Source organism: Klebsiella sp. PL-2018, from assembly GCF_019048985.1.
In the GTDB taxonomy this organism is placed as follows: Bacteria; Pseudomonadota; Gammaproteobacteria; order Enterobacterales; family Enterobacteriaceae; genus Klebsiella; species Klebsiella michiganensis.
In genome coordinates this window covers 1493475-1513905 of the sequence record NZ_CP077673.1, presented here as the reverse complement: position 1 = coordinate 1513905, position 20431 = coordinate 1493475, and the positions used below count along the sequence as shown (strand labels likewise).

The following is a 20431-nucleotide window of genomic DNA, read 5'->3' as shown; positions in this document are numbered from 1 at the left end:
AATATTATGGATAATCTTGGTTATGTCAAAGGGACGTTGTTCGCTGGGTTATTGCTTACGGTAAACCAGGGTTGGGCAGCTAATGCTACAGCGCCAGTTAAAGTCAGTAACTATGTTATTCCTTCGGTATTTGCTAACGCGTTATATCAGGGCATGTCGGTCCCTGTTTTTATTCGTTATGAAGGCGATAATAGTACCCAACGCAGCCAGCAAAAAATCGCTGATGCCATCCTTACCATCAAGGATAATGAGTTTCGCCTGAACCAGATCACCCTCAGCGATCTCCCTGAGCGAACTGAACTATCGCCGCAAATAAAATCGCTGATTAACGAGATGCAGGACAAAAGCATCGGCGACGGTCAGCGCGTTTATATCAACAAAGACGCCTCGTTATCACTCGATACGCGTTCATTTTATCTTGAATTGACGGTTAACCGGGAGGCCATGCAGGCCGCTATTTTGCCGCGTACCAACGTACTTGGAGAATCCACTGCGCAGGACCTCTCCAGCGTACTGAATTACTCCATGGGAAGCTATTACAACAAATATGAGAATACCGATAGCGCAAGTAGCTACCTGACGCTGGACAATACCTGGTCGCTGCGCGAGCACCATCTGAACTTCAACGGTTCTCTGTACGGTATTGGTACCAGCAACCAGCAGAGCAAACTGTATCGCTCGATGTACGAACGTGACTATCAGGGGCGCCGCCTGGCGATGGGGATGGTGGATACCTGGAATCTGCAATCGATCGCCAGCATGAGCGCCCTGAACTCCAGCCGCATTTACGGCATCAGCTATGGCAATAAAAGCAGTTCACAAACGCAAGATAACACGCTTGCTCTGGTGCCCGTAACGGTGTTCCTGCCGGCCGCCGGTGAAGTACACGTTTACCGTGACGGTAAACTGCTCAGCATTCAAAACTTCTCCATGGGCAGCTACGAACTGGATACGTCGCGCCTGCCGTTTGGCATCTACAACGTTGATATACAGGTGGTCGTTAACGGGCGCGTGGTCAGCAGCCGGACGGCGAACATCAATAAAACGTTCGCCCGAAAATCGAGCGTCACCGGCGATCTCTCATGGCAAACCTTCGCGGGCAGCCTCGAATACAACAAGATGGACTATCGCCACAACTACAACATCAATTATGGCACACGGAATACGTGGATTGCCGGGGTCGCCGCTGCAACCAACCAATCCTGGCTTTCCGGCGTGAATCTGAAAACCACGCTCTACGGTTTTGACAATAACGGCGTCAATGAAACGGAAGCGAACGTTATTTTCAACAACTCGTTCAGCTTTAACCAGCAGGGGCTGCTCGCTACCGACGGCAGCTGGCAGAGTACCTCCACCTTCAATATGAGTTTACCGGATGGGTACGGCAGCCTGTGGGGGTCGCGCCAGTATGGTTCTATCGGTAACGCGCTGCCCATGCAGCAGAACGACTACTTTACCGTAGGCGCTAACGCTAACCTGCGCAAAATAGCGCCGTTCCTCGGTACGCTGAGCGTCAGCCGAACCAATAATAAATATACCGGAAGCACCTATACCAACGTCGATTACGATCAATCGCTGTTAGCCAATCGCTATGCGACGATTTCTCTGCGCGCCGGTATTCAGAATTATCAGTACAACAACCACGAAAATCTGCGCGATAAGTACGTCAATATTGATATCTCTATCCCCTTCTCTACCTGGCTTAGCACCGGGGTGTCCAGCCAGAACGGTAATATGCTGGCTAACGCCACGCTGCGAAAGAGCTTCGACAACAGCGCCATTACCCAGGTGGGGGCATCGGTTTCGAAACAAATTAAACAGAATAAAAATGACGATAGCAGCTATCGCGCCGACGATTACGCAACCAATGGTTACGTCAGCTATGACACCAAATATAACGCCGGCACCGTCTCCGTCAGCCGCTCATCGCAGCACAGCTCAAACTACAGCCTGAGCTCACAGGGCAGCGTGGCCTGGACGCAAAAAAATATCTATGCCGGAAAAGGTACCCAAACCGCAGGCCTGGTGGTTAACACCAATTTCAGCGGCAAGGGCCGGATGATGGCGCAGATCAACGGTCAAAGCTATCCCCTCACCGGCAAAAGCAACTTCATCAGCCTTCCGCCTTACGCGGAATATAAGGTGGAGCTGATGAACGACAAAAACTCAGAAGACAGCGTCGACATCGTTACCGACCGCCGCAGCAAAGTCGTGCTCTATCCGGGCAACGTCAGCGTGATTAATCCGGAAGTCAAACAGCTGGTCACCGTATTTGGCCGGGTGAAAGACCGTCGCGGCGGTTACTACGCCAACGCCGATATTCATAACCACATTGGTAAAACCCGAACCGACGAACTCGGTGAGTTCGCCATGGACGTCGATAAGCGTTATCCAGTGATTACCCTGGTGGATAAATTCGGCGGCATTTGCGAAGTGGATCTGGATCTGAATGAAGCGAAAGGCGCCGTGTGGGTCGGGGAGATTCCTTGTGAGATCCAACAACAAACGGCATCAGTGACTGGAGATGTTAAGAATGTCTATTAAACCCCAAAGCATCATGCTGCTGGCCGGCTGGCTGCTGGCTGCGCCAGCTATGGCGCTCACCCCCAGCAACAGCGGAAGCGGCAGCAACTCCTATATGTTTATCGACAATGATGTCGATGACGAATATTTCATCACCACCAGCTCCCTCGACCCGCGCTTCACCGGAGCCAACGTCTGGACAAAATATCCGACTAACCAGCGTAGCCTGGGATATATAACCTACGTAGGCTGGGCTTACGCCAACCGCTACTTCGACCTGTGGATCGAGAATTCGCCCATTAACCAGCCGTTTCTCGGGATCCGCTGCATGTCTACGGGCGCAAACTGCCCGGCGTCTGGCTATATTTCTCCCGATGTCATCGATAAAGACGGCTACTATCACGCGATGTCCGGCAACACCGTAGCAAACGGTTATTACGGCGCCGGCGCGCTGAGCCAGTCGGCCTATGAGTATTTTCGCGATCGGCCGGTAGGGACCATCGATTCTTTGCAGCTTAATCTTTGCTACATGAATACCAATACCGATTATGACTTTGCCTCCGGCGTTCGCTGTAAAGATCTCCCCAGCGGGGGAACATGGCGCTACTACACGTTCAACCTCGAAAAGGTCTCGCATCTGAAGTTAAACAGTACCGGTGCTATGGCTGAAGTGTGGATTGCCAGCGATGGCACGCCAAGCGTTAACCTCGGCTCTGAATTATGCCAGATGGGCGAGGCCGGAAGCGGTTCGTCGAGAGCTTCGGGAATCATCTGTAAAATGGTGTCTTACAATTTACAGGAGACCAAAGTACTCACCTCCAGCCTTGATATCCGGATGCTCATTGATACGGCAATGTTGGGATTCTCTCCTTCCGCATCGGAAGTAAGGTTCAGCGGTGATGGGGCAACCTGGTACAACTACAGTAGCACTACCGTCGACTATAACCAGGTTTTCACACCGTCAGGTAACTACGTCTACGTGTTCCTGTCCAACGCCTTTTTCCAAAAAGTCCTCAAGGCGGGAACGGATTTAACCAACAAGGATTCTCTGTTTACCTTCTATTTTGATAACGCCGTCACCACACAATCGGGTTATTATCAGTTCACGCCATCAACATTAATTAACCTCATCCCGCGGGAATACGGCATCAGCATTGTCGCCAGCGACGGGCATTCGCATCCACAAGCATCCGGCAAGATCGGTAGCGAAGAGCCCATCACCTTTGAGTATACAGTCACCACCTCCGCATCGCGTCAGGCCGATAGCATCACCGCCCAGGTCATCGGCGACTCCATCAACATGTATGGTCTGCCGTACTGCCTGTTTACCTCAGCGGACGAGACGCTAAAAGTGCCTGTCCCGGCCTACCTCGAATGGACGTCCGCTACCGGTAAAGCGGTAAAAGTCCGCAACAGCTGCGGCGAAGATCCTGTCGATATGACCAATGCCGCCTGGGTTCAGACGGCCTGGAACGCCAACGTTAACGATGGTTTCTTTTTTACCACCACGCTGAAACTGCTGTTTCCGATGGATGACCCGCATTCACAGTTCACCACCAATGGCCATGACTGGATGGGTGTCGTCAACGCTACCGGAGATGTGAAAGTGACCGCCACCTGGATTGGCGTCGATCGGGGGGTATGATGAAAAAAATCCTTGTCATCGGATTATGCGGGCTGTGGATGCCGCCCGCGTCTGCGGTGTACTTTGACTCTATTATCTATGATATGGATGCCAGTAAAGATTTTATCTCCCGGCCAATAGTCAATGATACAAAAAACAACAATTTGTATACCATATCGGCTTATAAAATCTCCCGACCGGGCAGCGGAGATGAAAGACCCGTTCCAGGCCAGGATAAAGATCTGGTCTGGTCGCCGCTGAAGTTCACGGTACAGGCGAATGGCCAGGAATATTTTAAACTCTATTATCGCGGGCCTAAAGATGCCGTTGAGAGATATTATCGGGTAATTTTTAAGGAAACCCCGGTTACGATTTTCCCCTGGCGTCAGGACCAGAAACAAATGGATGTCGTTCCCTCAGTGTCTATGAGCACCATACTCATCGTGCGCCCGCGTAAAACGCAGTTCAAGTATGAGATAAACGAAGAAACAGGCACTATTAAAAATACCGGTAACACCTTTTTTAGAGTTGTTATCCAGAAAGGATGCAATGGTGATGATGAAAGTTCGACGCAATTTTACATGCTGCCAGGGGAAAGCTGGAAAGATCCTAAGGCTCAATACGGTAATAAAAAATTTATTGTCGCACTGGGTAAATACCATCGCTTAGGAAGCAGCTGCTTTACCGATGCCTCTGACTAATCACTGCCGATCCAGAGCGGGTATGTTATGCCTGAAGCGCAGCTCGCGCAGGCGATTGAGTCCGCCGAACTTCTTGCATAAAGAGTATTGAAAGCGGTAGACGCTGCGGGTATCGCACGCCATGATGCGGGCGATATCCTGGCTGGAATGCCCGTCCGCCAGCAGGCGCAGCGTCTTCATTTCATGCTCCGTCAGCGACGGTGTGCGCCGGCAGCGAAGATTTCGCCCCAGCATGATGCGTTTTATTTTCTTGATTAAGCTGCTTAAGCTATCGTTGACTTCCACCACCGACCATAATAATCCGGAGCGCAGCATCCAAAAATTAGCCATGGGCAGCATGCTCTTATCCGCGAGTAAAATAACTTTCAGCCCGGTCTCCTGCAGTTTTTCAGCCCACTCCTCATGCAGAAAATACAAAATATTGTCGAGGGAGAAATCCACCACCACCATTCCTTCAGGCAAAAAACAGGTAATTTCACGAAAAACCAAATCATTCACCGCTCGCTTAAAAAAATAGTTTTTATCTGGCCATACAGAAAACTTCCTCTCTCCGCAAAGGGATCGCTCCATTTTATCTTCCGCTTCAATAGGGCAGTTTAAACCACACGCCATACATTTAATCTCATGGTTACCTGCCGGCATTACGCTTACCTCTTGAGTGGCTAAAAAATATTTTCAAAAAGATACATATGGAATATCAAACATACTATAAACAAAAATTATTGCCGCTATTATATTTACTATAACCATAGAAAACAAAAGACTAATTTATAATTCCAGACCTTCGGAAAAATAACGTTAACACCTTTCATTAAATATTTTAATAGAACCATCATATAATTTAACTATATCATATATAGCAAAACATCGCTGCCTGATTCCCTTACTCGAAGCGAGCATACAATTTTGTGACTTAATTTATCATCACGCGATGCATAATATTCGCAGGCAATCGTCATTCTCTGGCTCCGGTGGGCAGTGGCCCACTCGCCGCCGCCGGAAATGCCTCCGCCAGCCAGTCGATAAATACGCGCAGTCGATATTGCCGCTGATAAGGTCCGAGGGGCTGTCAGCAACCACCAGACTACGTTGATGGCGGGCTGGCGCAGAACTAAAAAATGCTGCCTGAAGACCCTTGGATTCATGGGTCTTCAGGTGCTACCGTATAGACATAATTAGCCGTTTTGTTCTGTAGCCGAATGATCGGTATACCTGTTCTAATAATTATGGATGATGATATCAATGAAACTAAAAATAGCGTTTATCGCGCTCGGCTGTTCGCTTGCCGCCCTTTCCGGCTGTACCTCCTCAAAATCGTCCCCGGAACGCCACGCTTACTATTTTGTCTCACACCGCAGCGATTTCGTCGGCGGTAACTTCGTTAGTAACCGTCAGGAAAACTACCGCTTAAATCTGCCGAACTTTACCGACATCTATGCCCGCGGCCAGCAGGACAGAAAGTCGGGGATGAGCGAAAGCGACGCCCGCCGTACCGCCGACGCAATCAGGCAGCAGGTGGCAGAGGGCACAAAAACCCAGCACGCATTTACCGGCAACGTCAGCGATAAATGGGATAACGAAATGGAAAATAAAGACGCCGTGCTGTTCGGTAATGAACTGGCCGGAACGTATCTCGACGGCTATTTTGGCGTGAAATAACCCAGCGGGTGCGCGAAATGCGCACCGCGCCTTCGGCTTATCTTTCCACCTTCACCCAGCGCTGCTGCTGATGGCTTTTCACTATCGCCGCAATGATGTACATCACATCCGCCCCCTCGTAGAACGAGGCGAAACGCCGTGACGATGCCGGCGGCATCTCACCGGTGCGCACCGCCTGATAAAAGCTCAGCATCATATTTTTAAACGCATCGGGCCAGCCTTCATTATGCCCGCCGGGGAAGTGGGCGCTGGCGGCGGCCTCGCCGAGCATCAGGCTCGGATCGTCGCTCAGCAGCTGGTTTGGCCCCTGGCGATGGCCAATCCACAGCCGCTGTGGCATTTCCTGATCCCAGGCCAGCGAACAGCGGCTGCCGCCGATCTCCACCGTCAGGCCGTTTTTTCTCCCGGCGCTGACCTGCGAAACGATAAAGCTCCCCTTGCTGCCATCGTCGAAGCGAAACAGGACCGACCCCAAATCTTCGGTATCGACGGGCCGCGCTTCATACGCGATATCATCGCGATGCTGGCTGAACGTCGCGTCGCCGGCCACGGGCGCCTGGCGCGTCGGCCAGACGATGGAGAGATCCGCCATCACCTCCACAATGCGTCGGCCGGTCATAAACTGCACCGTATCGCACCAGTGGGAACCAATGTCGGCCATCGCCCGCGAGGCCCCGCCCTGCGCCGAATCCACCCGCCAGTTATAGTCGGTCTCCAGCAGCATCCAGTCCTGCAAATAGCTGCCGTGCACCGCAAACAGCCTCCCGACATCGCCGTTGCGCATCATCGCCGCCGCCTGCTGCACCATGGCAAACTGGCGATAAACAAAGCTGACGCCATGAATCACCCCGGCGCTTTCCGCCAGCGCCACCAGCTCACGGGCCTCCTCCGCGGTCATGCAGAGCGGCTTTTCCGAAAAGACGTGCAGTCCGGCGGAGAGGATCTGTCGGTTAATCCGCGCATGCAGATGGTTCGGCGTACAGTTATGCACCACCTGTAGCCCGGGATGCGCCAGCAGCGCCTCAACGCTACCGTAGGCGTGCGCCACGTTGAGCTGGCGCGCCTTCTGCTGCGCCATCTCCAGCGAACCGTCGCACAGCGCCACCACCTCGATGTCGCCCACCCGGCGCAGCGCTTCCAGATGCGCCGGCCCGATAAATCCGGAGCCAATAATGCCGACCTGAATCATTATTCCCCCTCCTTGCCTGCGGCGAAATCGTCAAACGCCCGCCCGGAGACCGGGATGATATGGCGGCGGATAAACTCGCTGCCTTCGCGCGCGCCGACCTCCGCGTCCTTCAGGCAGCACTCCCACTCCAGCACCGCCCAGCCGTCAAAATCATACTCGGTGAGCTTGCTGAAAATCGTTTTGAAATCGATCTGCCCATCGCCCAGCGAACGAAAACGCCCCGCCCGCTGCTGCCAGTTCTGATAGCCGCCGTAGACCCCGCTGCGCCCGTCGCGGCGGAATTCGGCATCTTTGACGTGAAAGGCTTTGATTCGCGAATGATAGATATCGATGTAACCCAGGTAGTCCATCTGCTGAAGATGAAGGTGGCTGGGGTCATAGAGCATATTGCAGCGCGGATGGTTATCGACCCGCTGCAGGAAACGCTCAAATGTCACGCCATCATGCAGGTCTTCGCCGGGATGGATTTCGTAGCAGACATCCACGCCCTGCTCGTCAAAAACGTCCAGCAGCGGTCGCCAGCGCCGGGCCAGTTCATCGAAGGCCTCATCAAGAAGCGGCTGATTATGCGGCGGCCACGGATAAAAATAAGGCCACGCCAGCGCGCCGGAAAAGGTGGCGTGCGCCTTGAGCCCCAGACGCGCCGAGGCCACCGCCGCCTGGCGCACTTTCTCGACCGCCCACTGCTGGCGCGCCTGCGGGTTACCGCGCAGCGCGGCGGGCGCAAACGCGTCAAAGGCCGTATCATAAGCCGGATGAACGGCCACCAGCTGCCCCTCTAGATGGGTGGACAGCTCGCCGATCGCCAGGCCCTGTTCCGCCAGTATGCCGCTCACCTCATCGCAGTAGGTCTGGCTCGCGGCGGCGCGTTCAACGTCGAAAATCGCCGGATGGTTACAGGGGATCTGCAGTGCCTGATAGCCCAAACCGGCGGCCCACTGCGCCACGCCCTCCAGGGTATTAAACGGCGCCTGCGCGCCGATAAACTGCGCCAGGAAAATGCCCGGTCCTTTGATTGTTTTCATACCACCTCCTGAAAAATTAACGCTGCTCTTTCTCGTTGTAATGGAAAGAGAAAAGGAAAATCAGCGCGATAACCGCAGCGGCCACCGCCGGGATCCACCAGAAGGTCACCCACGCCTGCGGTACGCTCTGGCCTGCCACCAGATGGTTGTACAGCGCGCCGGAGATCTGCGACCCCAGCAGCATGCCGATACCGTAGGTGAACATCACGATCATGCTTTGCGCCTGGCCCTTCACTTTTTCACCGGCCACGCGGTCGGTATAGATAAAGCCCACAACAAAGAAAAAGTCATAGCACACGCCGTGCAGCAGGATGCCGAGATAGAGCAGGAAGCGCCCCTCTTCGCTGACCCCCAGCGCAAAGAAGGCGTAGCGCACGAACCACGCCGCCATGCCGATCAGCAGCATGTATTTCACCCCGAGGCGGCGGAACAGCAGCGGGATCACCAGCATAAAGAAAATTTCTGACATCTGACCGAACGACATCGCGGTGCTGACGTCCGCGATGCCGGCATCCGCCAGATAAGAGGCGGTATAGGCGTAGTAGGTCCCCAGCGGAATCGAAATCAGCGTCGCGCAGAGGGAGAAAATCAGGAAGTGGCGCGTTTTCAGCAGCGCGAAAGCGTCGGCGCACAGCAGATCGCGAAACTGGACCGGCGTCCCTTTCGCCGGCGCCGGCGTGTGCGGTAGCGTCAGGCTATAAACGGCCAACGCCGCCGAGCAGAGCGCCGCCAGGGTAAAAATGCCGGTGGTATCGGAGATACCGGTGACGCCGATGAAGATACCGGCGATGATCCAGCCGATGGTGCCGAAGACGCGCACCACCGGAAAGGTTTTATCGACGTTCGCCAGGCTGTGGAAAGCGATGTTGTTGGTCAGCGCCAGCGTCGGCATATAGCACAGGGTGTAGCCGAACAGCAGGCCAATCAGCAGCGCGCCGTTTTGCGCCACCAGCGCCTGCGGGACAAACCACAGAATAACCGCTCCGGCCAGATGCATCACCGCCATCACCTTCTGCGAAGCGAAAAAGCGATCGACCAGCATTCCCAGCACAAACGGCGAGAGAATAGACGCAATCGGCCCGGCGGAGAAAGCATCGCCGATCAGCAGCGACATCTCATAGCGGGTCATCACCAGCCCCAGCGTCACCGACCAGCTACCCCAGATAAAGAACTGCATAAACATCATTAACGACAGCCGCGGCACCAGAAAACGGTGGGCTACGCGGGGACTTTCACGACCTTCGGTTGTTGTGACCATTTCGACCGCCCTCAAAAAGTAATCGATTACAAATACGCTCAAATAAAAAGTAATCGATTACAAAAAGAAGGTCGCGGGCAAAATACGCTAAGCGCGAAGAAGATCACAATAAAAAGAGATAATGCCCCGCCGGACGACGGGGCGATCGCGCTACGCCGAACGGCGCAGGGTTTTAAAGGCCACAAACAGGAACAGGATCCACACCGGCAGCAGAATCGCCGACAGGCGCATCCCGTCAATCGTGCACATCAGCACCAGGATCAGCCCCAGAAAGGCGATACAGATATAGTTTCCGGCGGGCGACAGCAGCGCTTTAAACTTCGACTCGCGCCCCTTGCGCCGCTGGGCGGCGCGAAACTTGAGGTGCGCCAGGCAGATCATAATCCAGTTCAGCAGCAGCGTCGCTACCACCAGCGCCATCAGCAGGCCGAGGGCTTTCTGCGGCAGCAGATAGTTAAGCAGCACCACCAGCGAGGTGATAATCCCCGAGAGCAGCAGGGAGTTAACCGGCACGCCGCGCTTGCTGACGCGGGCGAGAAACTTCGGCGCATTGCCCTGCACCGACAGACCGAACAGCATCCGGCTATTTGAGTAAACGCCGCTGTTATAAACCGACAGCGACGCTACCAGAATCACGAAGTTCAGCGCGGAAGCCACCACGTTGCTGTCGAGATTATGAAAGATCATCACGAACGGGCTGCTGTCGGATTTAATTTCCACCCACGGATAGAGCGCCAGCAGAACCACCAGCGAGCCGATATAAAACAGCAGGATACGGTATACCACCTGGTTAACCGCTTTCGGGATGCTCTTTTCCGGATTGTGGGCTTCCGCCGCGGTAATGCCGATGAGCTCCAGCCCGCCGAAGGAGAACATAATGACCGCCAGCGACATGATCAGGCCGTGCCAGCCGGTGGCGAAGAAACCGCCGTGTTTCCACAGGTTATCAATGCCCGCTTTGCTGCCGCCGTGGCCGCCGAACAGCATCCACAGGCCAAAGCCGATCATGCCGATAATCGCCAGCACCTTAATCAGCGCGAACCAGAACTCCGCTTCGCCGTACAGGCGCACGTTCACCAGGTTTACGGCGTTGATAATGATGAAGAACGCGGCGGCCCAGATCCACGTCGGCACATCCGGCAGCCAGTACTGCATATAGATCCCGGCGGCGGTCAGCTCCGCCATCCCGACCAGCACGAACATCACCCAGTAGTTCCAGCCGGAAAGAAAACCGGCGAACGGGCCCCAGTATTTATAAGCAAAGTGGGCAAAGGAGCCTGAAACCGGTTCTTCGACGACCATTTCGCCCAGCTGGCGCATGATCAGAAAGGCGACGATCCCGGCGACGGCATAGCCGAGCAGTACGGCCGGTCCCGCCATTTGAATCGCCGGCCCGATGCCGAGAAACAGGCCGGTACCGATGGCGCCGCCAAGGGCGATAAGTTGAATATGTCGGTTCTGTAAACCGCGATGAAGCGTCGGGCCGCTTTCCTCTACGGCATCCGACGATGTTGACGCGTCTTTCACGTCGATCCCCTGTGTGTATATATGAAGGGGCACCTTTTAACACTTATACCCGTCATACTTCAAGCTGCATGTGCGTTGGCTTTTCTCGCTCACCCCAGTCACTTACTGGAGTAAGCTCCTGGGGATTCCCTGCGTCGCCGCCTTCCTGCAACTCGAATTATTTAGGGTATAAAATCGTCATACTTCAAGCCGCAGATGCCCTGGCTTTATACATTCATTGATTTATTACAACCGGCGAGCCGCCCTGCCCGCTCCTGCGGTTTTGCCTTAAAATTCGTAGCCGACCGAAACCTTGAACGTGCGCGGTTCGCCGCGGAACAGATAGGTTCCGCTGTCGTCCGCGCCGGACCAGTAGTTCTCATCCGTCACGTTATCGACGCCCGCGCGTACCGTCATCTGATTCTGGTTCTCGTTAAGCGCCAGACGATAGCGCACGCCGAGATCCAGGGTCGTGAAGCTATCAATCTTCTTGCTGTTCGCCTGGTCGGCATACTGCGAACCCGAGTGATTGAGGCGTGCGGTGGCGGTCAGGCCGTCGATAGGTTTGATGTCATACTCTGCGCCAAGCACCGCGTAGAAGCCCGGTACGCCGATGGCCGTTTTACCATCATTGACGCCATCCTTGGTTTTCGACAGTTCGGCTTTCAGCCAGGTCGCGCTGGCGTTAAGGCGCAGGCCGTACAGCGGTTCGCCGAAAACGTTAAATTCCACGCCGCGATTGCGCTGCTCGCCGTTAAGGCCATAGCGTTTCTGGCTATCCAGGAAGGCGGAAGGCATTTTAATTTCAAACAGCGCCAGCGAGCCGCCAATGCGGCCAAAATCCGCCTTCATCCCGACTTCGTTTTGTTTTGAGTGAATAATTCCGACGCTTTCCCCATAGTTAGCGGCGGAGGTTGGCGCATTGCTGCCCGGCTGCAGGGCTTCGGTATGGTTAGCGTATAAAGAGAGAACCTGCCACGGCTTATAGACCACGCCATAGGTCGGCATCCAGCGGCTGTCGTCATACGCATCGCTTTGCAGGCCGGTGACTTTATCGTAGTTGCGCACCACCACTTTTTGATGACGGGCGCCGACGGTGAACAGCAGCGTATCGTCCAGCACGCCGAGGGTGTCGCTCAGCAGCCAGCCCTGGGAACGGGTGCGGCCGCTGGTGAGCGGATCGTCATAGTCGCCGCCGAATGAAGCGTTCGCCGGGGGCGCAACCGGACGGGTATCGTAGATATTCACCAGCGGATTATCCGCCGCCTTCGACATCCGCCACGCGGTTTTGTCGTTCTGGGTTTTCGCCGAATAGCCGACGTTGACCTTGTGCGACACAAAACCGGTGGCGAATTCGCCGCGTATCCCGGCCATGCCGCTGGCGGTATCCATATAGCGGTTGGTGTCCAGGCGCCCCGCCGTGGCGTTGCCCGCCCGGTCAATCAGCTTCGAGGCGCTATAGAGACCGATTTCATGGGCATGCTGCGCCCCCAGAGCGGCGTAGGCGGTCCATTTATCGACAATGTCGTATTCCATTCTCAGCATACCGAACTCATTTTCGATATCGCTGTAAGCCCATTTTTGCGTGTAGTTGTGGGTGTTATCCGGCAGGCGCGGAATAAAATCGACGCCCGAAATGTTGATGCCCATCGGGCTACCGTGGAAGGTTTTTTTCTGATAGCCAAAGTCAAACGAGCTGCGCATCCGTTCGCCGCGATAATCGAGCCCTATGGAGGCCAGCGTGGTTCTGCGCTTATCACTCTCCACCGCCGCCTCGCCTTCGCGGTGCACCAGATTCACCCGCGCGCCGAACTGGTTGTCGTCGCCAAAGCGGCGGCCCAAATCCAGCGTGCCGCCGACCTGAGAATCCGAGGTATAGTCGACGCCCACGCGGGCGGTCGGGGTATCTTCCGCGCGCTTAGGCTCCAGGTTGATCATCCCGCCGACGCCGGAGCTGGCCGCACCGTTAAGCAGAGCGTTGGCGCCTTTAAAAATTTCGACCCGCTCAAGCATGGCGGTATCCACCACCTGACGCGGCACCACGCCCGCCAGCCCGCTCAGGGTCATATCATCGCCGTCAAATTTAAGGCCGCGAATGCGGTAGGTCTCGGCGTAGTTACCGTAGCCCTGCACCGGCTGAACCCCGGCATCGTTGCTGACCACATCGGCGATGGTTTTCGCCTGCTGATCCTCGATAAGCTTCGAGGTATAGCCGATGATGCTAAACGGAACGTCCATCGCGTTTTGTTCGCCGAGCATCCCTAGACGGCCGCCGTTGGCTATCTGACCATCGAGATAGGCGGGCACTATCAAATCGCCGCCGGCTTTAAAATCGCTGGCGGATGCGGCCTGAACGACCATCGTTTCTTCGCTTTTCTGGCGTTCGGCGACGTTTTCCGCCGCCGTTGCCGAATGGGAGATTGCGCCAATGGTTAACGCCAGCAGCGTTTTCCGCAGCGGGAAAGCCGGTGCGGCGCAGCCGCTTAAGTTGGCAGAGACGGCCAGCGCCGGGAGAGTGCGTTTCATAAGATCAGTCCTGAACAAAATCAACGATCCGATAGTGACTCCGCCGCCGAAATTCGCATTTCCGGTCTTGCGCCTGTGAGCCCCATCCAGTGCCTTCGCCGTTTCCCTGTGAGCCCGCGACGTACGCAGGTTATCTCCTGATAAAACCGCAAACAAGAAGAAGAATGAGAACTATACGCATTATCTTATCGTAATCAAGCCTGGCTTTTGCCGTCTGGAAAAACGTTTCATTTTTCGCTGAAAGGGATTCGCCGCAGAGGTTTGGGCGAAAGGTGAGGAAGCGCGCGCAGCAAAACGCGGAGAGACAAAAGGCCGGAACCCGACAGGCTCCGGCCTCAATCACTACGCGCTGGCGGTATCCAGACGCGCCAGCTGCCCGGCGCTCAGGCTCAGCGCGGCGGCGCGAGCAAAGCTCTCCACCTGAGCGAGGCTGGTGGCGCTGGCGATGGGCGCCGTCACGCCGTCGCGGCTCATCAGCCAGGCCAGCGCGACTTCGGCAGGTTTAGCGCCGCTTTGCTCCGCCACTTCAACCAGGGTATCGACAATACGCAGCCCGCGAGGATTGAGATATTTGCCGATACCGCCCCCGCGCTGGCTTTGCGCCAGGTCGGACTGCTGGCGGTATTTGCCGGTCAGGAAGCCGGACGCCAGGCTGTAGTAGGTCACCACGCCGATATCGCGGCTGATGCACAGGTCGCAGAGCGCGCCCTCAAAAGCCGAGCGATGATAAAGATTGTATTCCGGCTGCAGCACCTGCCAGGCCGGCAGGCCGCTTTTACGCGACACCTCCAGCGCGCCTGAAAGCTGCTGCGCATCGAGGTTCGAGGCGCCCATGGCGCGGATTTTCCCCGCCTGCTGTAGGGCGTGGAAGGCGTCGAGGGTTTCGGCGACCGGCGTTTCCGGGTCCGGCCAGTGGGCGAAATAGAGGTCAATATAATCGGTATTCAGGCGTCGCAGGGAGTCGTCCACCGCCTGCTGGATCCAGGCTTTTTTCAACCCTTTATGACCGGGAAGGCCTAAATCGGAACCCACTTTGGTGAAGAGCTTTACCTTATCGCGCATGCCTGGCCGCGCCTGTAGCCAGCGGCCGATAATGGTTTCAGACTCGCCGCCCTGGTTGCCATCCGCCCAGCGGGAGTAGACATCCGCCGTGTCGATAGCATCGAAGCCGTGGTCTATAAACGCATCAAGAATGGCAAAACTGGTTTTTTCATCGATGGTCCAGCCAAAAACGTTACCGCCAAACACCAGCGGGGCGATGGAAAATCCGGTTTTGCCCAAGGGACGTGTCATCATGCCGTTCACTCCTTATCGCTTATATTCAGTATCCTTCGGAACGCCGTGAGGGCCAGAAAAGGACAATTACGGGATAGTAAGAAAAGGAAGCTTGAAGCGGGCTATCCGTGCCCGCTGAATGCATAACAACATTATGTCCCGGAATAGACGTCAAAGCTAAAATATTTCCCGGCTAACTTTTTATAGGTGCCGTCGGCGAGAATAGTGGCAATCGCGCCGTTTATCTCCTGGCGCAGAGCATCGTCCTCTTTGCGCAGGCCAATCGCCGCGCCGGCGCCGAACAGCTTGTCGTCCTTCAGGTGGCCGCCAACGAAGGCAAAATCTTTACCCTGCGGCTGCTGCAGGAAGCTGTAGTCGGCCATCATCCCGGAAAGCACCGCGCCGTCAATACGCCCGGACTCCAGATCCTGAACCACGCGATCCGCCCCCTGATAGGCGACGATATTGATCCCCGCCGTGCGCCAGTGCTGGTTAACGTAAGTCTCCTGCGCCGAGCCCTGCTCTACGCCGATGGTTTTGCCCTTCAGCTGCTCGACGGTATTCCCGGCCAGGGTGTTTTTACGCGCCACGAGGAACACCGGGCCGTTGTACAGCTTGTCGCTAAAGCCGATCTGCTCTTTGCGCTTCTCGGTCATATACATGCCGGAGAGGATCGCGTCGAACTTACGCGCCTTCAGCGCCGGAATAATGCCGTCGAAGTTGCTTTCCACCCACACGCACTTCGCCTGCAGCTGGGCGCAAATCGCGTTGCCGAGGTCAATATCAAAACCCGCCAGCTTACCCTGCGGATCTTTCCATTCAAACGGCGCGAAAGTCGGATCGACGCCAAAGCGAATTTCCTTATTTTCTGCGGCCAGGGCTGAAGTTGAGGCCATCAGCGCGACCCACAGCAGAAGAGATTTTTTCATTATTTACGGACTCCAGAGATCAACGGCAGTGTGTTTCAACTAACCGGGCGAACAGCGTCGCGCCGGTAGAAATAATGTCATCATTAAAGTCATAGCCGGGGTTGTGCACCATACAGCTGCCCTTCCCGCCTTTCTCGCCATTGCCCAGCAGGAAGTAGCAGCCGGGGCGCTGCTGGAGCATAAAGGCGAAATCTTCGCTGGCGTTCATCGGCGAAATGGATTCCAGCACGCCCTCCTCGCCAAAGACGTCCAGCGCCAGCGCTTTGGCGAATTCGGTCTCTTCGACGCTGTTGGTCAGTACCGGATAGGAGTCAAAAACCGCTACCTCGCTGCTGGCGCCGTAGCTTTTGGCGGTAAAATCAGCGAGCTCCTTGATCCGCTTAATCAGCAGGTCGCGAATTTCCGGCTTCATCGCCCGCACGCTCAGCTCCATCACCACGTTCTCAGGGATGACGTTGGAGGCGATACCCGCCTGGAAGGTGCCGACGCTCACCACCGCGGTTTCGCCCGGCGGTACGTTACGCGCAACGATGCTTTGCAGATTCATCACCAGCGCCGCGCCGGTAACAATGGGATCGACGGTGCGCTCGGGATGCGCGCCGTGGCCGCCGTAGCCGGTAATGGTGATTTTTACCGTATCCGCCGAGGCCATAAAATTCCCGGCGTAAAAGCCGATTTTCCCCACCGGCAGGCCCGGCATATTATGCAGGCCGAAGATGCGCTCGCAGGGAAAGCGCTCAAACAGGCCGTCTTTGATCATTAAATCCGCGCCGCCGATCGCTTCTTCCGCGGGCTGGAAAATCAGGTGTACCGTGCCGTTGAACTGGCAGGCCGGCGAGGCGATATATTTCGCCGCCGCCAGCAGAATGGTGGTGTGGCCGTCGTGGCCGCAGGCGTGCATTTTTCCGGCCACGGTGCTGGCCCAGGGGAGATCGGTCGCTTCGAAAATCGGCAGCGCGTCCATGTCGGCGCGCAGGCCGATAGTACGCGGCGAATCGCCCTTGCTTAACGTTCCTACCACCCCGGTTTTCGCCAGCCCGCGGGTCACCGTATAGCCCCACTCGGTCAGTTTTCCGGCCACCAGCTCGCTGGTATTAAACTCTTCCAGGCTTAATTCCGGATGGGCGTGCAAATAATGACGGATCGCAATCATTTCATCTTCGGTGGCTTTAATTTCAGGAATTACACAGTCGGTCATGCCGGTCTCCGGGATATAGAATCAAGTGCTAAGCTTTAATAACTTAACGTGCTAAGGGTTTATTGCAAGCAGGATTTCTTATTCCGCGCGGGGTTTTCATCTGATTTATTCATAGCGATTTAACGGCGAAGCGGACGAGTTTTACTATCACCTGAACCAGGAAACGTCTTACATTCTCTGCCTTTTATTAATCATGAAGCACAATACTCATTTATAAAGCCTAAATAAGCAGATAAAACATCAAAGAAGAGGCGCAAGGATGATATTTTCAACTTTGCGGTTTTTAAGCGGATTTGATGTGAGAACAGGGGCAGGTGGGCATCGCCCGATAGCGCCAGGCTGGCCGGACTACCGTCCCGCAGACGCGGAAATCGGTAGCGCGAACAGGTGCACAGCACCGCCTCCGGAGGAGGCGGTTGCGAGGTTAAAGCAGAAAAGGTTAGTGGCTCAGCGCGCCGTTAATCAGGATCGACGTAATAATCCCGGTCGCGGCGGCAATCAGCACATAGTTACCGTCAATATAGGACCAGTGTTGTCCGTGCGGCGGTGCCGGTAATCCGCGATCGTTCCAGTCGTTTATCCGGTAATCATTGCCGCGATAACGTTCCGGAGCCGGCTGACCTTTGCGAAAATCATGGCCGTTCCACGCGAAGTGGTCCCGCTCATGGCGCTCCTGATGAGGGTTGCCCTGCGGCCCCTTGTCACCGCGCGACGGGCCACGGTTATCGTCGTTACCCTGATGATTGTTGGCCTGCGGCCCCTTGCCCGGCCCCTGCTGACGGTTGCCGTCCGGACCGCCGCGGCCGGCGTCTTGCTGCCAGACCTGCTGCTGACCGCGGTTGTTGCCGCCAGGGCCATCCGCCCAGGAGACGGAAGTCAAAGCACAAGATAGAATAATCGCCAGTGAAAGAATCTTTTTCATAATACACCTCCTGATATATTTCCTTTGTACCGGGAAAATGTGGAGGAATAGTGAGTAACAATATAACCAGGACAATTCCTGGCTTATACCTTTCATCTTTTAAGGCGCATGTCCTGGCTGGATGCATTCCCCCGTTCACCTGGCGACCGGTGCTCCCGGGGACTTATAAATTCGCCGCCGCAGTGCGGCTAAAAATCCAGGGAGAGAGCATGATAACGTTTTTAAAATATTATCCCGACGCTGAACAAAGCGCACCAAATAACAAAAAAGGCCGCTTTCGCGACCTTTTTTAGAAAATAGCCAGAGATTACTCAGTGACTTTGGTTTTTAGCTCTTCGGCACCCTGCTTGGTTTTATCCCAGCCTTCTTTGCTGACCTCTTTGGTCTTATTCCAGCCTTTTTCGGTGCCTTCTTTAGTCGCGTTCCAGCCCTTCTCAGTCCCTTCTTTGGTCTTATTCCAGGTTTTCTGCGCGCCTTCGCTAACTTCGCTGCCTACGCTGTCGCTTTTGCCTTCTGCCGCGTGTTTGGCTTTCAGCTGCTGCTCTTCACCCTGGTGCTGGGCCTCGTGCAGTTTTTCTTTCGCGGTGTTCGCCCCTTCATGGGCCGCCGCGACGGTATCGTCGGTTGCGTGTGTCGTTGTTGCAGCAAAAACAGGAGCTGCTACCAGAATCGCAGATAACGCAATCATTGCTTTTTTCATAATGTCCTCTCTCGCTAACGAACTTAATGTTATGAGTCGCATTTAGCATGGCACAAGATTTTACCGCCTGGCTTTAGGGATTGTTCTTAAAACTGATTTCGGACTTTTCTATCGACTTTTGGTCTGCCGCGTCCCGCTTCTGAATGCGCGAATAAATTCCAACAAATTTGTTACATTTTAAGTCATTTGCCGTTGATATACTTGCCGTTTATGTTTACACGAGAATAATTCTCAGAATCATTATATTTATAAATTAGCAAACGGAACGCATATTATGGCAAGAAAATCAGTAGGTTCGTTCATCCTTACTGCCCTGATTTCCACTCCTCTCTGTAGCTTTGCCGCGCAATATCCGCTCACCGTCACCGATCTCGACGGCCGCGCGATTACGCTCCAGCATGAGCCACAGCGCATTATCCTGCAGGATGGTCGCGATATTATGGCCATGGCCCTGCTCGACCGCGACAACCCCTTCAGGCGCGTCGTGGCATGGAATAACCTGGCCAGAAAACAGGACATCAATACCTGGAAAATGCTGCAAGAGAAGTGGCCGCAATCCGCTCAGATCCTCGATATGGGCTTTAGCGATAAGGGCAACGTTGACCTTGAGAGCGTCATTTCCCGCCAGCCGGACCTGATGATCGCCCAGCTTCGCGCGAAGCCCGCGCTGGAGGAGAGCGGTGTCATCAGCAAGCTCAGCGCGCTGAATATTCCCGTGCTGTTCGTCGATTATGAAATCAACCCCGGCAAAGACACCGCCCCGAGTATCGATCTGCTGGGGAAAGTCCTTAACCGTGAAGAAAACGCCAAAGCCTATACCGACTATTACCGTCAGCAGCTGGACGCCATCCGCCAGAAAACCGCGAACATCACGCCGAAGGCTAACGTTTTTGTCGAGGCGCTGGCGGGTAATAGCGATGCCTGCTGCTTTACCCACGGCCACAACGGCTGGGGTGGTCTGGTCGAAGCCGTCGGCGCGAACAATATCGGCTCGCAGCTGCTGCCGGGCGCTTCCGGCTTTGTGTCGCTGGAAAAAGTGATTAGCATGAAGCCGGATGCCTATATTATGACCGGTTCAAAACGCGGGAATAGCCAGGTGCTGCCGCTCGGTTTACAGGCCGATCCCCAGGAGGTCAATCGTCAGGCGGAGCGGCTGCTGTCGCGCACCGGCGTGAGCAACATCCCGACGATTGAAGCAAAACGCGCTTACGGCATTTACCACCACTTCTACAACCATCCGTGGAATATCGTCGGGATGGCGTATCTGGCGAAGGATATCTATCCCCAGACCTTCAGCGACCTCAACCCTGACGATAGCTGGCACTACATTGTCCGTCATTTCACCACCCTTCCCGATCTGCCGTTTGTTTTTTCCTGGCAACAAGGTGAGTAATTA

At 55.1% G+C, this 20431-nt stretch carries 16 protein-coding genes; 5 read left to right on the top strand and 11 right to left on the bottom strand.

The genetic code is table 11. The features are described 5' to 3' along the window. Positions 1–6: 6 nt before the first annotated feature. The 3 genes from MKleb_RS07020 to MKleb_RS07010 are packed head-to-tail and all read left to right on the top strand — an operon-like array spanning position 7 to position 4848. Positions 7–2544 carry a TcfC E-set like domain-containing protein gene (locus MKleb_RS07020; protein ID WP_025107083.1) on the top strand — a complete coding sequence of 846 codons (2538 nt, stop codon included), beginning with the start codon at positions 7–9 and terminating at the stop codon, positions 2542–2544. Then, the gene (locus tag MKleb_RS07015; RefSeq protein ID WP_217076542.1) at positions 2534–4168 is read left to right on the top strand and encodes a fimbrial protein; all 1635 of its coding nucleotides are present in this window, start codon (positions 2534–2536) and stop codon (positions 4166–4168) included. The genes MKleb_RS07020 and MKleb_RS07015 overlap by 11 nt, the downstream gene beginning before the upstream one ends. Further along, on the top strand, positions 4165–4848 hold the full coding sequence (locus MKleb_RS07010) for a fimbrial biogenesis chaperone (protein WP_025107085.1): 684 nt from the start codon (positions 4165–4167) through the stop codon (positions 4846–4848). The genes MKleb_RS07015 and MKleb_RS07010 overlap by 4 nt, the downstream gene beginning before the upstream one ends. Here the strand turns inward: MKleb_RS07010 and MKleb_RS07005 are convergent, their stop codons facing one another. Further along, positions 4849–5490: a helix-turn-helix transcriptional regulator gene (locus MKleb_RS07005; RefSeq protein WP_025107086.1), complete on the bottom strand. Its 642-nt coding sequence runs from the start codon at positions 5488–5490 to the stop codon at positions 4849–4851. A 600-nt stretch (positions 5491–6090) separates the two neighbouring features. Between MKleb_RS07005 and MKleb_RS07000 the strand changes: the two genes are divergently transcribed. Continuing rightward, on the top strand, positions 6091–6507 hold the full coding sequence (locus tag MKleb_RS07000) for an Exc2 family lipoprotein (protein ID WP_014228272.1): 417 nt from the start codon (positions 6091–6093) through the stop codon (positions 6505–6507). A 37-nt stretch (positions 6508–6544) separates the two neighbouring features. Here the strand turns inward: MKleb_RS07000 and MKleb_RS06995 are convergent, their stop codons facing one another. The 10 genes from MKleb_RS06995 to MKleb_RS06950 all read right to left on the bottom strand — a co-directional run bounded on the left by MKleb_RS06995 (position 6545) and on the right by MKleb_RS06950 (position 19035). Beyond that, complete coding sequence (locus tag MKleb_RS06995; RefSeq protein ID WP_025107087.1) at positions 6545–7696, bottom strand: Gfo/Idh/MocA family protein; 1152 nt, start codon at positions 7694–7696, stop codon at positions 6545–6547. Continuing rightward, positions 7696–8721 (bottom strand): sugar phosphate isomerase/epimerase family protein, encoded by a 1026-nt coding sequence (locus MKleb_RS06990; protein ID WP_025107088.1) that lies wholly within the window; start codon positions 8719–8721, stop codon positions 7696–7698. The genes MKleb_RS06995 and MKleb_RS06990 overlap by 1 nt, the downstream gene beginning before the upstream one ends. A 16-nt stretch (positions 8722–8737) precedes the next feature. Beyond that, a complete protein-coding gene (locus MKleb_RS06985; RefSeq protein ID WP_025107089.1) occupies positions 8738–9979 on the bottom strand; it encodes an MFS transporter in 1242 nt (413 codons plus the stop codon). A gap of 150 nt (positions 9980–10129) precedes the next feature. Next, positions 10130–11506 (bottom strand): phenylalanine transporter, encoded by a 1377-nt coding sequence (gene pheP / locus MKleb_RS06980; RefSeq protein ID WP_025107090.1) that lies wholly within the window; start codon positions 11504–11506, stop codon positions 10130–10132. A gap of 267 nt (positions 11507–11773) precedes the next feature. After that, positions 11774–14011, bottom strand: a complete 2238-nt coding sequence (locus MKleb_RS06975; RefSeq protein WP_025107091.1) for a TonB-dependent receptor — start codon at positions 14009–14011, stop codon at positions 11774–11776. 342 nt (positions 14012–14353) lie between these two features. After that, positions 14354–15307: an aldo/keto reductase gene (locus tag MKleb_RS06970; RefSeq protein WP_014228266.1), complete on the bottom strand. Its 954-nt coding sequence runs from the start codon at positions 15305–15307 to the stop codon at positions 14354–14356. A gap of 131 nt (positions 15308–15438) precedes the next feature. Then, positions 15439–16215 (bottom strand): ABC transporter substrate-binding protein, encoded by a 777-nt coding sequence (locus MKleb_RS06965; protein ID WP_004848539.1) that lies wholly within the window; start codon positions 16213–16215, stop codon positions 15439–15441. Positions 16216–16234: 19 nt separating this feature from the next. Next, positions 16235–17413 carry a M20 aminoacylase family protein gene (locus MKleb_RS06960; protein WP_004848538.1) on the bottom strand — a complete coding sequence of 393 codons (1179 nt, stop codon included), beginning with the start codon at positions 17411–17413 and terminating at the stop codon, positions 16235–16237. Between the two features lie 439 nt (positions 17414–17852). After that, a complete protein-coding gene (locus tag MKleb_RS06955; RefSeq protein ID WP_025107092.1) occupies positions 17853–18335 on the bottom strand; it encodes an RcnB family protein in 483 nt (160 codons plus the stop codon). A gap of 307 nt (positions 18336–18642) precedes the next feature. Beyond that, complete coding sequence (locus MKleb_RS06950) at positions 18643–19035, bottom strand: hypothetical protein (protein WP_004130158.1); 393 nt, start codon at positions 19033–19035, stop codon at positions 18643–18645. Positions 19036–19309: 274 nt separating this feature from the next. Between MKleb_RS06950 and MKleb_RS06945 the strand changes: the two genes are divergently transcribed. Continuing rightward, positions 19310–20428 (top strand): ABC transporter substrate-binding protein, encoded by a 1119-nt coding sequence (locus MKleb_RS06945; protein WP_009654147.1) that lies wholly within the window; start codon positions 19310–19312, stop codon positions 20426–20428. Positions 20429–20431 lie beyond the last annotated feature (3 nt).

Coding starts and splice junctions, on each gene's coding strand:
- MKleb_RS06960 (WP_004848538.1), bottom strand. CDS start 17,413: ATGACCGACTGTGTAATTCCTGAAATTAAAGCCACCGAAGATGAAATG.
- MKleb_RS07010 (WP_025107085.1), top strand. CDS start 4,165: ATGATGAAAAAAATCCTTGTCATCGGATTATGCGGGCTGTGGATGCCG.
- MKleb_RS06970 (WP_014228266.1), bottom strand. CDS start 15,307: ATGATGACACGTCCCTTGGGCAAAACCGGATTTTCCATCGCCCCGCTG.
- MKleb_RS06990 (WP_025107088.1), bottom strand. CDS start 8,721: ATGAAAACAATCAAAGGACCGGGCATTTTCCTGGCGCAGTTTATCGGC.
- MKleb_RS07000 (WP_014228272.1), top strand. CDS start 6,091: ATGAAACTAAAAATAGCGTTTATCGCGCTCGGCTGTTCGCTTGCCGCC.
- MKleb_RS06955 (WP_025107092.1), bottom strand. CDS start 18,335: ATGAAAAAGATTCTTTCACTGGCGATTATTCTATCTTGTGCTTTGACT.
- MKleb_RS06945 (WP_009654147.1), top strand. CDS start 19,310: ATGGCAAGAAAATCAGTAGGTTCGTTCATCCTTACTGCCCTGATTTCC.
- MKleb_RS06985 (WP_025107089.1), bottom strand. CDS start 9,979: ATGGTCACAACAACCGAAGGTCGTGAAAGTCCCCGCGTAGCCCACCGT.
- MKleb_RS07020 (WP_025107083.1), top strand. CDS start 7: ATGGATAATCTTGGTTATGTCAAAGGGACGTTGTTCGCTGGGTTATTG.
- MKleb_RS06975 (WP_025107091.1), bottom strand. CDS start 14,011: ATGAAACGCACTCTCCCGGCGCTGGCCGTCTCTGCCAACTTAAGCGGC.
- MKleb_RS07005 (WP_025107086.1), bottom strand. CDS start 5,490: ATGCCGGCAGGTAACCATGAGATTAAATGTATGGCGTGTGGTTTAAAC.
- MKleb_RS06995 (WP_025107087.1), bottom strand. CDS start 7,696: ATGATTCAGGTCGGCATTATTGGCTCCGGATTTATCGGGCCGGCGCAT.
- MKleb_RS07015 (WP_217076542.1), top strand. CDS start 2,534: ATGTCTATTAAACCCCAAAGCATCATGCTGCTGGCCGGCTGGCTGCTG.
- MKleb_RS06965 (WP_004848539.1), bottom strand. CDS start 16,215: ATGAAAAAATCTCTTCTGCTGTGGGTCGCGCTGATGGCCTCAACTTCA.
- MKleb_RS06950 (WP_004130158.1), bottom strand. CDS start 19,035: ATGAAAAAAGCAATGATTGCGTTATCTGCGATTCTGGTAGCAGCTCCT.